Genomic DNA, 15698 nt, shown 5'->3' on the forward strand with positions numbered 1-15698 from the left:
AAATCACATTAAATAGAAAAAATATTAGGTAAAAAATGAACAAGCATGAATTAAGTATACTTTTTGCGCTTTAAAACCTACCACCAACTAACCACATTCCGCCAAAGATTTAAAATGTTACATCGTCACTTATTTACAATGTAAACTGTTCAAACTGAGATTAGATGACTACTTGGCAAAATCTCATTTCCTCGGAACGATTAAGAATAGCACCTAACTTACGGGACCTGCAGTTTCGACATGAAAACAACAAAAATAACGACATCTACGATACCGATTTTAAGCGAACCACCTCCACTAGTGCATGTAATGCCAATGTTAACAAATGACGCCGTATTTAAAGTCAATTCTAGGAAAGATGATCAAGGTGTCTATCATGATCATGCTTCCGAATGAAACACGCTATAAAGGAACGATGATCAAGGAGAAATAGAGATCATTTGTGAAGGCTGTTTCATTTTGATCAAACGATCTTTTCCCGGATCAATGATCAAGTGTTATATTAGTCCGGAAGCATGGAAATTACAGAACGAATTACGGTGTATGTCCGATGAATTCTAGCTTCTAAGCTATAAACTAAGAAACGACTGACAATTCAAACTGCATAAATCGATTTCTACATCGATAGAAATAACCTTGATCATGCTTTCTTTGAATATCTCTCAGTGCAGTGATAACCGTACAGCTCAAATTATTGTTCGTTCAATTTAAAAAGTGATGAAAAAGAAAGCAAAAGTGATAACTTTTACTTACACTTGATCATGCTTCCTAAGACATAAATGCGCAAACAAGAAGAGTAAACATGCTTTTGGGGGGTAATAGCGCATTAAGATAAACAAAATAGTCACTCGGATCCGTTGATCTTGTGGATAAGTTGTGTAGTGATGATGATCATGTTTTGGGGAACACTTTGATCATCTGTTCGAACGTCTCATGATCATTGATCTGTATGTTATTGATCATGCTTTCAATGAGATAATGATCATCGTTACGGACGCACCATGATCATGCTTTTGATCGCGTGTTTTAAAAGACCTTTAAAATCATAACCTTAAACGAACTTTGATGTTCAGATCATAAGATCACTTTAATCAGTATTAATCAATATAATCAAAAAGATCAGTTATTTAAAAGCAACAAATTTTTCTTTATTTATGATCCGATTTTCTTTATTCTTTTGGAATCATGGCAATATTACGGCTAGTGTGATACGGATCTAAACATGACCTCTGAAGAAAAATTATTGATCAAAGCACCAAGAAACCACAAAGATGGACACCTCTTTGAAGTTTCAGAGACAGCTGTTGATTGGATCGAACAATACCAACATTTCAAAGGTGTTACTAAAAGCATCATTGAACTACTCAATCTTATTTCACTTCAAGGTTTTCGCAGTAAAGATGGATTAGTATCAACAACCGAACTTATTGAAGCTACTGATGGTAAATTAACAAGAGCAGCTATTCAGCAACGTTTACGAGCCGCTGTAGCGGTGGGTTTATTTAAACAAATACCTGTTCGTTTCGAAGAAGGATTGGCAGGTAAAACAATGTTGCACTGCTTTGTTAACCCAAATCAGCTAATATCCGTTTTAGGAGCAACGAGTTTAGTCACTGAATCTGTAAAGCAAACGGAAAAACGAAAGCGCTCAAAAGCACTTGCTCAAACTCAAGTAAATCAGCGGCTTCTTCACGAACATGGCTTAAATACGCCACCAGCGATGAAAGATGAAACCGAGCAATTTGTTGTTTCTCCAACCAATTGGGCAGGGATCATTGACCAAGCGCTTGCCCCCCCTAGAACACGGAAAAGCTACCAGAAATCGATGGTGTCGATTTCTGGTACACGAGCTGTGATCGAAACTCGATCTTCAAAGAATATTATGACGGTCGACGATCTGATGACGCTGTTTGCGTTGTTTACACTGACGGTTCAATACCATGATTATCATCAAGATGATTACCATTTGAATGCACGTCAGATGCCGAATAAAACGCCCTTGTACATAACGGATATTCTCCAACTTCGCGGTAAAAAAGACAGTGGTCCGGCACGCGATTCTATTCGAGACAGTATTGATCGTATTGAATTTACCGATTTTCAATTGCACGAGTTAACCGGACGCTGGTTAAGCGAGAACATGCCTGAAGGCTTTAAAAGTGATCGCTTTAGATTTTTAGCCCGCACGATCACGGCTTCAGAAGAAGCGCCAACGGAAGGCAGTGACGGTGAGATCAAGATCAAGCCCAATCTCTATATTCTCGTTTGGGAACCTTCGTTCTTCGAAGAACTGTTAACTCGTGATTACTTTTTCCTTTTTCCTCCGGAAATTCTGCGTCAGCATACTTTGGTGTTCCAACTCTATTCATATTTTAGGAGTCGGATGTCACGTCGTCATACAGATGTCATGCTGCTCAGTGAGTTGAACCAAAAATTGGCTCGCAATATTGAATGGCGTCGTTTCTCGATGGATTTGATCCGCGAATTGAAACGGCTGTCAGAAGGGAAGGGCGATGATCATGTGTTTATGGTCAATCTTTGGGGCTATCACCTGACGATCACTGCGCTAGTTGAAAATGATAAGATCCACGATTATGAAGTTGACATCAAATGTGATGTTGAAGAGGTTCTACGTTTTTCTCGAGCGCGCACGACCAACGCTGGTAAGAGAAATATGGCCCCAACGCTGCCTAACCCGCTACGTCATGAAATGGTATCAAGGCAGAAGCTCGAAGAGTTGGCCGAAGTTATTGATGGTGAATTTGAGCCTATACAGCGCAAAACTTCGTCTCCGCGAGGAAATTTAGGCCGCCGCGTTAAGTTACGTAAGCACCTTGTTGAGATCAATGCTGATGAGATTACCATTACTCTGTCTAAATATACCTCCTCAGAGGCTCTAGAGCGCAGCATAACGGCTTTGGCTGCAATGACTGGACACTCACCTGCATCTATTCGTTCTGAGTGTGTAGAGCTCATTGAAAAGCTTGATTACCTACGAGTAGGTAACGATGTTGTTCCTTATGAGACGTTGAGCAAGCTTATTGAACTTTACAATAACCAATCAAACCATCGTCACCTCTCGATAGAACGTTTAATTTCTGGTTTAGCAGTGCGCCGTAAGGTTTGTAAACAGGTTTATGAGGGGCACCTGGATGATTCGGTGTATCGTACGTTAGATGAATTAATGACCGAAGTCTGAGAAAGTGACTGACGTAATTGACCAAACAAACTTTGAACAGAAGCCTGACGTCACTCTGACATTTACCCTAAGGGTGGCGGCTACTATTTATCTCGAATAGACAACCTTTTGTCCTATCTGATGAATTAATAGATTGGCTCATATTGTTACATTCATTCTGAATAGTTTGCGAGTTCTCCCCAAGAGCTCGCTTTTTTTTGCCTTGAATTTCTCCTTGATCATCTTTCCGTAAATATGATCGCTTTTGACCATTACTGCGTAAACTAAGGGATCCAAGTTCGATTGTACTTCATGATCATGCTTCCGTAACAATGATCAAGTAGGCATTTATGGTGGTAGCTGTATAAGCGTAAGCTATTGGAAGTTCTACTAAAGAGGTATAAAAAGCCCAGCTATTTTTCATGAGCGAATCTTTTAAATGTACAGCTCTATGATGGGCTAATCAAAATGTATATGCCATTGAATGGCACTATCTTTCCGAACTCACGATTGAATCACATTCCTTATCAAAATCTCTTAACAACAAGTACGGCGTTTGCTAAAGAATACGTGTCCCAAGCATGGTTTTGATCGGAGGTGTTTATGTCAATTAATTCTCTTGACCATGATGATATGGCGAACGTTTCGAGTAAGTGGGACTTCACGGATGAAGTGGATACTCAGCAACGCCGCCCTGGTAAAGATTTGAAATCTGCTGAAGCTCGTCGTCGCATAGAGATGCTACGTGAAATTCGCGAAAGTGGATTAACCATTGAAGAAGCAAAAGAGCTTGGTTTACTTCATTAACTCAAATCAGTTATTTCTCTGAAGGGTGGCCCATGCCACCCTTCGCATTTTTAGCCCTTTCTTGATTTATCCTAAGTAAACTCACATTTTGACTCTTAATTTTTGTCGTTCGTATGATATATTGCGCAGCAATGTTTTTAACTAAGAGTGTAGATTCATGTCTTATAACCTTGCTCTGTTAGACGCCAAAGAGAAAAATAAGGTAGAGCTTGATAAACAGGCTTCCTACATCGTTTGGAAGTTAAAGCAGGCAAAAGCGGGACCTGAAGAAATAACTCGCAAGCTTAAATCCATTCGTTCTGAAGAAGAGCAAGAGTGGTTTGAGCAATCTGTTGAAAAATACAAACGAGTGATGGGCGTAGCATAGCGCCTGTATCTTTGCAGGGGGAAATTGAAAAGATCCTCCCTTCTGTTAAAATCCTCCGCAATAAATAGAACCAGAGAGAAAATCCCGATGGGAAGAAGTTTTGAAGTGCGCAAGGCCTCAATGGCAAAAACTCAAGGCGCAAAAATTAAAGTTTATTCCAAATACGGTAAAGAAATTTACGTTTGTGCAAAAAATGGCGGCGCAGATCCTGATGCAAACTTGTCTCTTCGTGCTCTGATCACAAAAGCTAAGAAAGACCAAGTTCCAGGTCACGTTATCGATAAAGCACTAGATAAAGCAACTGGCGGGTCTGGTGAAGATTATCAACCTGCACGTTACGAAGGTTTTGGCCCTGGTGGTGCGAGTGTGATCGTTGACTGTCTAACAGACAACGGCAACCGTACTTTCCAAGACGTTCGCCAATGCTTCGTTAAAACGGGTGCTAAAATCGGTAGCCCTGGCACTGTTGCACACATGTTTGAACACCAAGCGGTATTCCAGTTCAAAGGCGAAGATGACGAAGCGATTTTCGAAGCTTTGCTGATGGCTGATATCGACGTAACAGACGTTGAACTTGAAGATGGTGTGATCACTGTATTTGCACCTCACACAGAATTCTTCAAAGCAAAAACGGCGTTGAATGAAACTTTCCCTGATTTGGAATTGGATGTGGAAGAAATTACGTTCGTCCCACAAACCAACACTGAAGTATCAGGTGAAGATGCAGAGAAATTCCAGAAGTTCCTTGATCTTCTAGATGACTGTGATGACGTTCAGCAGGTTTACCATAACGCTGAAATCATCGCTTAATCACTCTGTGATTTGGTATCATACGCCGAGCACATGCTCGGCGTATTTGTGTCTAAACCTCTATACCTAAGTAACCTCAACAAACCCATTTCTGTGCCCAATGCCGTTGAAAGGGAATGACCATTCCTGCCCATTGAGCACGGCCTGTGCCCGTTGACGAAACTCTGAAGTCTGCATCTTGAGGTCATTTGGGTATAATAACTATTTGCCCAGCCAATTTGCTAACTGCCTAACTTTAGGCAAAATGGTAAGGTTTAAAAACAACGCAAGTGGCCATGCAACACAAAAGCCAGTTTGCCAGTTTTCTTTCCATTGTGGCCAATCAAATCCAATTCGGTAGCCCGATAGCACACCAGACATAATTGTCCCCATCACTAAAGATGAGAAAATGGCGGATAGCCAGAATTGTTTTTGGTTCACTCAATCACACTCTTTACTAAAGTTACTTGCCCAAAACCACTTTATATCGATTCAATAATGAAAAACATTGGCAAGAAATGAAATATGAATTCCATATATGGAAACATCGATGACCTTTACCTATTTTTCTGTGTGGTTGAAGAGGGGTCATTACAAAAAGCATCGATAAAACTGCATCAGCCTATTTCGACGATGTCGCGTCGTCTATCACTGCTCGAGCAACGATTAGGCTTTAGATTACTTGAGAAGCGTGGTAGAGAGCTTGTTGCAACAGAGAGTGGGCATATTGCATTCTCCTCAGTAAAAAGCGTTATGGAGCATTTAGAATACGCTTTTGATGATATTCAAACACAGACTAAGTTGGTTTCAGGTACGTTAAGATTGGCGCTACCCAATAACTTCTATCGAACGTTTGTCGCAGAGGTCGTTGAGCAGTTTATTGAAACTTATCCCTTAGTGAATATCGAGTTGATGCTAAGCCGTGATCTATTAACGCCGGCTAGTGACCGTGATCTGACCATGACGTTTGATTTAACTGGGATGGAAGATATGGTTGCTCGTCCGCTATTCTCATCAATACATCAGTTTTATACCAGTCAATCCTATCTGGATCGTTATGGACCAATAGAAACATTACAAGAGCTTGCTAGTGCAGATTGGGTGTTGACGGATAGTACTGACGTTATAACGGTATATCGAGGCGAGCAGGTCGTTGACGTGATGCAAATCAAGCCTAAGTTGGTGATTAATGATATTAATGCCGTGGCACGAGCTGTTGAAAAGGGCATTGGTGTTACATCGTTGCCAGTGCATAAATTAGCAAAACAGCTGGACTTGGTGCCGATAATGGCCAACCACAACCGAGGAGCAAGGCAAGCTTACTTGGTATATCGAGCTAGAAAATATCAACCCAAGGCACTAGCGCTTTTTATTGAAGCTTTGATTACGGCCGCTAAAACTATCGCCGAAGAAGCTCCGTTGATTGATGGTGCATCTTGAGGTGATTTGAGTGTATTTAGTCACGACTATTTACACTGTAAAACAGAAGTCTCTATTCAGTCTTTATAGCAGGTTGAGCTGTTGCATTTCGCTTTACCTGTTAAGAGCTTAGAAAATCGATAGCGATTACGGGCGAAATAGAGATAGAGAACATCAAAACCTTTACTCCACATTCTCCACCGAGTTATTCCGTACCAGTGACCTTTTTCCACGGATTTCCATGCACAATGTAGACCGTCTAAACCGTATAACATCACTCCATTTTCATTAACAACGTGTATGATTTTTCGTGCTTCAACTATATTGATTTGATTATAAATTGTGTCTTCTAACTGGTTGATATCAATAGTTGTTATTATATTGTGAATATCATACTGTTTAAGTTTGCTCATTTCATATACACACAGAGGACACTGACCATCAAAAAAGATCTTAATTTGTGACATCGTCTACTCGATAAAAAAATGGTTTTAGTCCACAAAAATAGAATTGTTTTTGATCTAAATCAACGGTGAAAGCCTATAATTACAAGCGATTGAGGGGGAATACCTCAATAACGTTATGGAAATGTTTTAATATTATTTCCAATTATGAAAGGTAAGATTGCATTTTAATCTGCTGTGATTGATGGTTTTTGTAAGCATAATGCGCCGGATGTAACAGTTTGTTTTCGATTGTGACATTTGTGTTTTTGTGTGTTGGTTGGGTGTTGGACGTAAGTCGAAGTTTCTGACTAACGTGCGCTCAAATGTTGTCTTCGGAATCGTTGCTACAAGCTCAACACATTATAAAAATCATATGTAAATCCACCGCAGAATCCTAAAGTGCTCACTTTTGTTCTTGGAGTCTGCAAATAATACAGTCGAGAAAGTCAATGGAAGCCTCAAGATATAAAAGCATCATATCGAAGGCAGGGATACTTATGTTAGCCCTTGCACTATCGGGATGTAAATTTGTGCTGCTTGACCCGAAAGGCGATATTGGCGTTCAGGAGAAGGAGCTGATTCTTACAGCTTTGGTCCTGATGCTAATTGTTGTCATTCCCGTGATTCTTATGACGATTTACTTCGCTTATAAGTATCGTGCTAGCAATACAAAACAAGAAGAGTACGCGCCAGAATGGTCTCACTCCAGCAAAATTGAATTTGTTGTGTGGGCAATTCCTATCATCATTATCGCAGTTCTTGCGACTATCACCTGGCGGTCAACCCATCACCTTGAACCTTCAAAGCCTATCGCAAAAGAAGGTCAACATACCATGACGATTGAAGTGGTAGCGTTGGATTGGAAATGGCTCTTTATCTATCCCGAAGAGAAGATCGCAACTGTCAACTACGTTGCATTCCCTAAAGATGTTCCTGTTAAGTTTAAACTTGTAGCAGATAACATCATGAACTCATTTTTTATTCCTCAATTAGGAAGTCAGATCTACGCGATGCCAGGCATGGTAACTCGCTTACATTTGATTGCGAACGAGGCTGGGACCTATAAAGGGATTGCCGCAAGTTACAGTGGCGAAGGCTTTTCGCATATGAAGTTCTCGGCTCACGCTTTGCCGAATGAAGAAAGTTACGCTCAGTGGGTTTCTACTGTGAAAGCCTCAGCGCAAACGATACAAAGTTTTTCTGACTATCAATCTCTCGCTAAGCCATCTATCGATGAGCCTGTCGCCTACTATGCATCGGTCCCTGATGGTTTATTCAATCAGGTTGTTATGCAGCATCCTGGTGGTTCGATGAACGCCATGATGGGCATGGAACATTCCTCAGAAGGGCAGGGTGAAATGCCGTCAATGATGATGGATAAACAAAATAGTCATGAGCCGATGACTGAACACAAGGGTAATTGAGATGTTTGGAAGATTAACTCTAGAATCCATTCCTTATCACGAGCCAATTGTTATGGTGACGCTGAGCGTCATCGCGATTGTTGGTCTGGCTGTCGTTGCGTTGATTACACGCATGGGCAAATGGCAGTACCTTTGGAATGAATGGTTTACTTCGGTAGATCATAAAAAATTAGGTTTCATGTACATTGCCGTTGCAATGGTCATGTTGATTCGTGGTTTTGCTGATGCAGTGATGATGCGAAGTCAGCAAGCGTTGTCTGCTGCCGGTGAGGCGGGGTATTTACCTCAGCATCACTATGACCAGATCTTTACAGCCCACGGCGTGATCATGATTTTCTTCGTTGCGATGCCATTGGTTATCGGTTTGATGAACATCATTATCCCGCTGCAAATTGGTGCTCGAGATGTGGCTTTCCCATATTTGAACAACCTCAGTTTTTGGCTGTTCATTGTTGGTGTCATCTTAACCAATTTGTCGCTTGGTTTAGGCGAATTTGCTCGTACAGGTTGGCTTGCTTATCCACCGTTATCTGGCATTCAGGCGAACCCGGGGGTCGGGGTCGATTACTGGATATGGGCGTTGCAGATATCGGGGGTGGGCACCACATTATCAGGTGTTAACTTCTTCGTTACTATCCTGCGTATGCGTGCCCCAACCATGCCAATGATGAAAATGCCAGTGTTTACATGGGCTTCTCTGTGCTCAAACATTTTGATCATCATCTCATTCCCAATCTTAACTGTGACTATCGCGTTGTTGACGCTTGACCGTTATCTAGGTTTCCACTTCTTCACCAATGATATGGGTGGGAACATGATGATGTACGTCAACTTAATTTGGGCTTGGGGTCACCCAGAAGTTTACATTCTGGTTCTGCCTGTGTTTGGTGTGTTCTCAGAAGTTACTGCAACCTTCTCTCGTAAGAAACTGTTTGGTTACACGTCGCTTGTATGGGCAACCATTGTTATTACGATTCTTGCTTTCATCGTTTGGCTGCACCACTTCTTTACCATGGGTGGCGGTGCAAACGTGAATGCCTTCTTTGGTATTGCAACCATGATTATCTCCATCCCTACCGGGGTTAAGATATTCAACTGGTTGTTCACTATGTACAAAGGTCGTATCCAGTTCACAACACCTATGATGTGGACCATTGGTTTCTTAATTTCCTTCAGTATTGGCGGTATGACCGGCGTATTGATGGCGGTTCCTGGTGCCGATTTCGTACTGCATAACAGTGTGTTCCTGATTGCTCACTTCCATAACGTGATTATTGGTGGTGTAGTATTTGGATGCTTTGCTGCTATCACATACTGGTTCCCTAAAGTGACGGGTTTCACGCTTAACGAAACGTGGGGTCGTCGTGCTTTCTGGTTCTGGTTAATTGGTTTCATTCTAGCGTTCTTGCCACTGTATGCTCTTGGCTTTATGGGTATGACTCGTCGAATCAGTCAAAATATCAACCCAGACTATTTCCCATTCCTTGCTGTTGCAGCATTTGGTACGGCATTGGTTGCGGTTGGTGTTCTATGTCAGTTCGTTCAGTTCTACGTCAGTATCCGTGACCGTGAACAAAACCAAGATGTCACTGGTGACCCTTGGGATGGTCGTACTCTTGAATGGGCGACGTCATCACCACCACCTTTCTACAACTTTGCAATCATTCCTAAAGGGGATGAGCTTGATGCTTTCTGGTATCAAAAAGAGCGTGGTGAACACGACATTAGCAAAGAAGTGAAATACGAACGCATTCATATGCCAAAGAACACACCAACAGGTATGTACGTTTCTTTCTGGTCACTGCTGCTTGGTGTTGGAATGATCTGGTACATCTGGTGGTTAGCTATTATAGGTTTCGCAGGGTGTATCATCACTTCGATTTGGCATAGCTTCAATGATGACGTGGATTACTACGTTGAAGTTGAAGAAATTGAAGCAATTGAAAAAGCGCACCGAGAACGTGTACTAAAGATGAAAGCTGAAGAGAAAGATGCGGAGGTGAATTATGCAGGCTAATGCGCATGCTCATGATCACCATGATGCGGGTAGTAACAAACTATTCGGCTTTTGGATCTATTTAATGAGCGACTGTATTTTGTTTGCAAGTTTGTTTGCAACTTATGCAGTACTACGAGACGCCACTGCTGGTGGCGTGTCTGGCAAAGATATTTTTGAATTGCCATTTGTGTTTGTTGAAACCATGTTACTGCTTCTAAGTAGTATTACGTTTGGTTTTGGCATTATCGCGATGAAACGCAAACAAGTTGGTGCTCTCAAACTGTGGATGGTTATTACCTTCCTGTTTGGTGCCGGTTTCATCGGAATGGAAATTTACGAGTTTCATCACTTGATTGCTGCTGGGCACGGGCCAGATAGCAGTGCTTTCCTATCATCGTTTTTTGCGCTGGTAGGGACGCATGGCTTGCACGTTACGTTTGGTCTGATTTGGTTAGCGGTGGGATTGGTTCAACTGTCTACGAAAGGTCTTACAGACACTATGCAAACACGTTTTAACTGTTTGAGTTTGTTCTGGCACTTCCTTGATATTGTTTGGATCTGTGTATTCACATTTGTTTATCTAGTAGGGGTGATGTAATGAGTAGTCAACACGCCGAATCCAGTGTGAAAGGTTATGTGATTGGTTTTATCGCGTCATTGCTACTAACCATCGTACCTTTCTACTATGCGGGTACTCAAAGCCTGTCTCAAGCAGCAACCTACGCGATTCTGTTTGGCTGTGCAATCGTTCAAGTTATTGTGCACTTCATTTACTTCCTACATATGGAAATAAAGACAGACGAGGGGCGCTGGAACTTCATTTCGCTGATGTTCTCTGCGATTGTTGTGTTGATCGTTATTGGCGGTTCTATTTGGATTATGTGGAACCTCAATATCAATATGGCAATGTAGGCGGGCATCATGCTTAAAGGTTACCTTTCTATCACCAAACCAGGGATTATTGTTGGTAATCTGATTTCTGTAGCTGCGGGGTTTTTCCTCGCAGCTCAATCAGAAGCTGCCAATGGTATGTTGCTGTTGAACACTCTGCTTGGGGTAGCGATGGTGATTGCCTCTGGTTGTGTTGTTAACAACATATTTGATCGCGATATTGACCGAAAAATGGAACGTACTTGCAATCGAGTGTTAGCCAAAGGTGAAGTAAACCCGGATCACGCGTTTATCTTCTCTTTGGTGTTGCTGATTGCTGGTACGGCTTTGATCTACCGTGAAGCTAACCCACTTTCGGCGGTGGTTGTGCTGTTGGGATATGTATTTTACGTATTCTTCTATACCATGTGGTACAAGCGTACTTCTGTGTATGGCACCCTCGTCGGTAGTGTTTCTGGGGCAGTACCACCACTCGTTGGTTATCTTGCTGTAACGAATTACATCAATATTGAAGGTGTGTTGCTGTTTGCTTTGTTCTGCATTTGGCAAATGCCACACTCTTACGCTATTGCGATGTTTCGTATGCAAGATTACCGCAATGCCAATATTCCGGTATTACCGGTTGTGGCTGGGATTGAAAAAGCTCGTAAACATATGATGGCTTACGTTGTTGCATTCAATATGGTTGCGCTTGCGTTGTTCCTTGTTGGTGAGGCTGGCTATGAGTATCTTGCGGTGGCAGGTGCCGTCTGCTTTATGTGGACCCGTGTAACGTTTAAACCGGTCACTCAAGAAAACTATGTGGCGTGGTCTAAATCAGTATTCAAAGTCTCATTGGTGGTTGTCATGGGAATCAGCTCTGTTTTAGGGCTAGAACTGATGACTACAGCGATTTAAATCGTCGAGTTTTCAATACAGTAAGGGCACTCTTTGGAGTGCCCTTTGTTTTTCCATTTCAGTGGCGTTGAGTAAGGTGTTATACTGCGCGCCGTTTTCTCCAACAGAGCTGAATCAAATGAGCTTAAAAACAGAACTGCAACAATTAAATAACCGCTTAGACACTCGTCGTCATAAGTTGGATACGGCTCGTCTTCGTGGCGATCAAGAACTCATTTCTCGCTTTACTGATGAAATTGATCAGCTCACTAAGAAAATTAGCCAGTTAAAACATAAGCAAGAATTCGAAGTGAACAAAACACGTCGTACTTTGAATCAAATGGAATTTTCTCGTGAACTGACGAAAGCTGAACAGGCAGACCTTGGTAAACTGAAAAAGTCAGTGAAAGGTTTAGTGGTAGTTCACCCAATGACCAAAGAAGGTAAAGCACTAAAGTTAGAAGTGATGACAGGTTTCGCTCCTCGTCCGTTCTAAGCCTACTGTTTTACTCTGTGTCGACGGTAGCCATTAATGCTACCGTTAGGCATAGCCCATCATTTCCACCAACTTTTCTGCTGTTGTCAGTGCTTGACGTCGGTTCGAGATATTCAGCTTTTGATATAAGTTACGAATATGCGTTTTCACCGTCGTACCTGCGACATCCATTTCTTGTGCGATTTGTTCATTACTCAGTCCTGAGTAGATAAGCCCCAATACTTGCCATTCTCGCTGCGTCAGTGGGCTCTTTCGTATCATTTCCGGAGTATCCGTGCGATTCATTAGCTGGTGGATAAAATCCTCGTCAAAGTGAATAGAGCGCTTATTTCGCACATTTAACATATTCTGGAGTATCTGGCTGCCTCTATGTCGAGCAATATCGCTTAACTTGGTGCTCTGTAACGCCCGTTCCAGCGCGGGAGCAAGTTCTTCGCTATCGAGCAGATAATTGCCCATCATGCCATTTTGCACCGTCAGTGTGAGTGCGTGTTCCAGTGCTTGAGTGGCTAATGCTTTTTTCTTTTGCCTTTGGGCAAGCCCTGCTTGCACCACCCAGTTTCGATTGGTGTCGGTGGTGAGTTGGTAGTGTTGTGCTTCGTTTTGAATGAAGTCGAGTGCTGCTTGCGCTTGGCTAAACTGTCCAAGTGCCATATGAGCGCGAGCGATATTTCGCCACTGTAGCTGGGTGAAATGGTTGGAGCCATGCGCTGGGCAGTCGGCGTTTTCTAGCCACTGCTGAATGGATTGTTGATCGTCATTATTTTGCCAATAAAGCAGCTGCACTAAGGAAGCGTGCGCGGTCCAATCGACATGATAGGTGGAGGTTTGCAATCGTTGCTGGATTTCATCAATAAAGCGTCCTGCTTTATCCATCTCACCGCGTGTCAGAGCAATAAGCGCCAGTAATGAATAGCAATGTAAGTGCTTACTATTCATTTCATCTCCAAGTACATCGAGCCCTTTATAAGCCGCCTCTTGTGCTTCATCGAGACGATTCCAACACCAAAGTAACTGACCGCGGATACGCAGTAAAAATTCATGCAAGGGTAATTGCTGTAACTGATGTTCTTGGATAAAGAGCAGGGCAGTATCTTGGATATCGTAGGCGGCTTGTGAATAGCCTTGCGCTAATAATATCTCGCTTTGTTGTGCCATTGCCCAAAGTGCTTGTGGATACACCTGATATTGACGAGCGAGTTTTTCCGTTTGTTGCATCATGGATAAGCCGCGACTCAAATCGCCTAACACATGGTTCACCTCACCAACGACCGATGTCGCGACAATGCGGCTTTGATAAATGGTGCTGTCCAAAACACTTAATGCTTGCTCTGCAAGGGAGAGTGCCGATTCGGGTTGGTTTTGGTTAATGGCGATTTGCGCTTTTAAGGCGTTAAATTCGGCTTGTTCTTTTTCGGTTGGATGCACATCTAAACGCTGCATGTGATGATCGGCTTGCTGCAGTAGACTTTCTACTTCGTCATAACGATGCTGGCTTTGGGCGAGCCAAGCTTGCATTAAACACAGTGAGGGTTCTCGGTAGAGGGTGTCTTCATCTAAGGCATTGATCCCATGCTCAAGAGCTTCTAATGCGCCTTGATTGAACATGGCCCAACCATAGTGTTTCAGAATCTCTGTTTGGACTGCTATATCTTGAGCAAAACTGGCATGGCAAAGGGCTAGGTTGGGATTGTGTTCTTCAAGCCAAGCTTGGGCGGCTAAACGGTGTAATTTAGCTTCTTTGTTGGCCATTTTGGCTTTACGTTGATGGTTAAGAAATTCTGCAAAAAGATGATGAAAACGAAACCACTCTTCTTTGCCCCTATGGTGTGCGGGAATGGTCGACATTGGCCATATAAACAGGCCTGAGCGAATTAGCTGTTCAATTTTGCTAAGGGAATCAGAACATCCCGTGATTGTTGACGCCATGCTCGCCGTGAAATATTCCAGTACCGAGCACTGCATCAAAAACGTTTGGGTAGCAGGATCGATACGTGAAAACACTTCTTCCATCAGGTAATCCCACAGATGGGCATGATCTAAAGGTAAAGATTGTAATGAATAGTCTGCCAGTTGAAAGTGAGAGGATCCGGCTGGTGGTGACTTAAGATCGTTTAGCCAATTTGCGGTATTCGATTGTTTGTTTTGTAACGCTACCAATTGCAAGGCTGAAGGCCAACCCTCGATGTATTCACACAACCGACTCGCGCAGTTTTCCGAGAGTTTCTCTCCTGTACGTAACTGCATAAAACGAATGGTTTCGTCGACATCAAACGCCAGTTGCTGGTGATTGACTTCAATCATCTGGTCGCGAACACGTAAATTCGCTGTGCCAAGCGGAGGCAAAACCCGTGAAGTGATCACGATAGTAATATGGTGTGAGACATGTTTGAGGAAAAAACGCATTGCTTCGTGCAGTTCATCATTATTAATTTGATGATAATCGTCGAGAACCAGATAAGCATGCTGTTGAAAATTATCGAGTTCAGCAAGCAACGATGCGAATAAGGCAGTGAGAGAAGCATATTGATGTCGCTCCACCAGCATCTGAGTGTCTAAGCAGCTATTGTTGGATGCCTTATTTAATGCCCTAACGAAATAATTAACGAAGCGATAACTGTCGTTATCACTTTCATCAATACTGAACCAACCTACCTGTTCGTTGTGATTCAACCAGTCCAACACCATGGTGGTTTTGCCATAGCCTGCTGGTGAGCGAAACAACACTAATTTGGATTGGGCAGCCTGGGTTAATAACTCAAGAATGCGGGGCCGCTCGATAGTGTTATTTTGATGTTCTGGTTGACTCAGTTTTGAAGGGATCCACATGATTTATCACCATCATGACGCTTGATCACTACTGATGATCCAGCGTCTCTATCCATAGAGATCGCAAATGTTTGCGTGAAGACGATCACAACCATCGATCATGGGCTGGGTCAGTTAGAATGCTTGGTGATCAACGTTCGCTGATCATTCGGTCTTAAACGGCTAACTACGCCCTAT

At 42.6% G+C, this 15698-nt stretch carries 14 protein-coding genes; 11 read left to right on the forward strand and 3 right to left on the reverse strand.

Annotated features, from left to right (window positions below; genetic code table 11):
• Window positions 1-1222 precede the first annotated feature (1222 nt).
• The 4 genes from JCM16456_RS15345 (at window position 1223) to JCM16456_RS15360 (ending at window position 5162) form a co-directional block, all read left to right on the forward strand.
• A complete protein-coding gene (locus tag JCM16456_RS15345) occupies window positions 1223-3199 on the forward strand; it encodes a replication initiator protein RctB domain-containing protein (protein WP_068716119.1) in 1977 nt (658 codons plus the stop codon).
• 582 nt (window positions 3200-3781) lie between these two features.
• On the forward strand, window positions 3782-3985 hold the full coding sequence (locus tag JCM16456_RS15350; protein WP_068716121.1) for a PA3496 family putative envelope integrity protein: 204 nt from the start codon (window positions 3782-3784) through the stop codon (window positions 3983-3985).
• Window positions 3986-4142: 157 nt separating this feature from the next.
• Complete coding sequence (locus JCM16456_RS15355) at window positions 4143-4352, forward strand: DUF3283 family protein (protein ID WP_068716123.1); 210 nt, start codon at window positions 4143-4145, stop codon at window positions 4350-4352.
• Window positions 4353-4439: 87 nt separating this feature from the next.
• Entirely contained in the window at window positions 4440-5162 is a 723-nt protein-coding gene (locus JCM16456_RS15360) for a YebC/PmpR family DNA-binding transcriptional regulator (RefSeq protein ID WP_068716125.1), read from the forward strand.
• Between the two features lie 201 nt (window positions 5163-5363).
• Here JCM16456_RS15360 and JCM16456_RS15365 read toward each other — a convergent pair whose 3' ends face one another.
• Window positions 5364-5582 (reverse strand): DUF2798 domain-containing protein, encoded by a 219-nt coding sequence (locus JCM16456_RS15365; RefSeq protein WP_068716127.1) that lies wholly within the window; start codon window positions 5580-5582, stop codon window positions 5364-5366.
• A gap of 84 nt (window positions 5583-5666) precedes the next feature.
• On the opposite strand from JCM16456_RS15365, the gene JCM16456_RS15370 reads away from it, so the two are divergent.
• Window positions 5667-6581: a LysR family transcriptional regulator gene (locus JCM16456_RS15370; RefSeq protein WP_068716129.1), complete on the forward strand. Its 915-nt coding sequence runs from the start codon at window positions 5667-5669 to the stop codon at window positions 6579-6581.
• Window positions 6582-6637: 56 nt separating this feature from the next.
• On the opposite strand, the gene JCM16456_RS15375 is transcribed toward JCM16456_RS15370, so the two are convergent.
• On the reverse strand, window positions 6638-7027 hold the full coding sequence (locus JCM16456_RS15375) for a thiol-disulfide oxidoreductase DCC family protein (RefSeq protein ID WP_068716131.1): 390 nt from the start codon (window positions 7025-7027) through the stop codon (window positions 6638-6640).
• A gap of 428 nt (window positions 7028-7455) precedes the next feature.
• Between JCM16456_RS15375 and cyoA the strand changes: the two genes are divergently transcribed.
• The 6 genes from cyoA to JCM16456_RS15405 all read left to right on the forward strand — a co-directional run bounded on the left by cyoA (window position 7456) and on the right by JCM16456_RS15405 (window position 12692).
• Window positions 7456-8430 carry a ubiquinol oxidase subunit II gene (gene cyoA / locus JCM16456_RS15380; protein ID WP_082712332.1) on the forward strand — a complete coding sequence of 325 codons (975 nt, stop codon included), beginning with the start codon at window positions 7456-7458 and terminating at the stop codon, window positions 8428-8430.
• Between the two features lies 1 nt (window position 8431).
• On the forward strand, window positions 8432-10447 hold the full coding sequence (cyoB, locus tag JCM16456_RS15385) for a cytochrome o ubiquinol oxidase subunit I (RefSeq protein WP_068716135.1): 2016 nt from the start codon (window positions 8432-8434) through the stop codon (window positions 10445-10447).
• Window positions 10437-11027 (forward strand): cytochrome o ubiquinol oxidase subunit III, encoded by a 591-nt coding sequence (cyoC, locus tag JCM16456_RS15390; protein ID WP_068716137.1) that lies wholly within the window; start codon window positions 10437-10439, stop codon window positions 11025-11027. Before cyoB ends, cyoC begins: the two co-directional genes overlap by 11 nt.
• Window positions 11027-11341, forward strand: coding sequence for a cytochrome o ubiquinol oxidase subunit IV (cyoD, locus tag JCM16456_RS15395; RefSeq protein WP_068716139.1), 315 nt, complete (start codon window positions 11027-11029; stop codon window positions 11339-11341). The genes cyoC and cyoD overlap by 1 nt, the downstream gene beginning before the upstream one ends.
• 9 nt (window positions 11342-11350) lie before the next feature.
• Complete coding sequence (gene cyoE / locus JCM16456_RS15400; RefSeq protein ID WP_068716141.1) at window positions 11351-12217, forward strand: heme o synthase; 867 nt, start codon at window positions 11351-11353, stop codon at window positions 12215-12217.
• Between the two features lie 118 nt (window positions 12218-12335).
• Window positions 12336-12692, forward strand: coding sequence for a YibL family ribosome-associated protein (locus JCM16456_RS15405; RefSeq protein WP_068718965.1), 357 nt, complete (start codon window positions 12336-12338; stop codon window positions 12690-12692).
• Window positions 12693-12737: 45 nt separating this feature from the next.
• On the opposite strand, the gene malT is transcribed toward JCM16456_RS15405, so the two are convergent.
• The gene (gene malT, locus JCM16456_RS15410; RefSeq protein ID WP_068716143.1) at window positions 12738-15521 is read right to left on the reverse strand and encodes an HTH-type transcriptional regulator MalT; all 2784 of its coding nucleotides are present in this window, start codon (window positions 15519-15521) and stop codon (window positions 12738-12740) included.
• Window positions 15522-15698 lie beyond the last annotated feature (177 nt).

The organism is Vibrio tritonius (assembly GCF_001547935.1).
Lineage (GTDB): Bacteria > Pseudomonadota > Gammaproteobacteria > Enterobacterales > Vibrionaceae > Vibrio > Vibrio tritonius.

Bases quoted from the DNA above. Each gene is read 5' to 3' on its own strand.
- cyoD (WP_068716139.1), top strand. From the start codon at position 11,027: ATGAGTAGTCAACACGCCGAATCCAGTGTGAAAGGTTATGTGATTGGT.
- JCM16456_RS15360 (WP_068716125.1), top strand. From the start codon at position 4,440: ATGGGAAGAAGTTTTGAAGTGCGCAAGGCCTCAATGGCAAAAACTCAA.
- JCM16456_RS15375 (WP_068716131.1), bottom strand. From the start codon at position 7,027: ATGTCACAAATTAAGATCTTTTTTGATGGTCAGTGTCCTCTGTGTGTA.
- JCM16456_RS15345 (WP_068716119.1), top strand. From the start codon at position 1,223: ATGACCTCTGAAGAAAAATTATTGATCAAAGCACCAAGAAACCACAAA.
- JCM16456_RS15355 (WP_068716123.1), top strand. From the start codon at position 4,143: ATGTCTTATAACCTTGCTCTGTTAGACGCCAAAGAGAAAAATAAGGTA.
- cyoC (WP_068716137.1), top strand. From the start codon at position 10,437: ATGCAGGCTAATGCGCATGCTCATGATCACCATGATGCGGGTAGTAAC.
- cyoB (WP_068716135.1), top strand. From the start codon at position 8,432: ATGTTTGGAAGATTAACTCTAGAATCCATTCCTTATCACGAGCCAATT.
- JCM16456_RS15405 (WP_068718965.1), top strand. From the start codon at position 12,336: ATGAGCTTAAAAACAGAACTGCAACAATTAAATAACCGCTTAGACACT.
- cyoA (WP_082712332.1), top strand. From the start codon at position 7,456: ATGGAAGCCTCAAGATATAAAAGCATCATATCGAAGGCAGGGATACTT.
- malT (WP_068716143.1), bottom strand. From the start codon at position 15,521: ATGTGGATCCCTTCAAAACTGAGTCAACCAGAACATCAAAATAACACT.
- JCM16456_RS15370 (WP_068716129.1), top strand. From the start codon at position 5,667: ATGAATTCCATATATGGAAACATCGATGACCTTTACCTATTTTTCTGT.
- JCM16456_RS15350 (WP_068716121.1), top strand. From the start codon at position 3,782: ATGTCAATTAATTCTCTTGACCATGATGATATGGCGAACGTTTCGAGT.
- cyoE (WP_068716141.1), top strand. From the start codon at position 11,351: ATGCTTAAAGGTTACCTTTCTATCACCAAACCAGGGATTATTGTTGGT.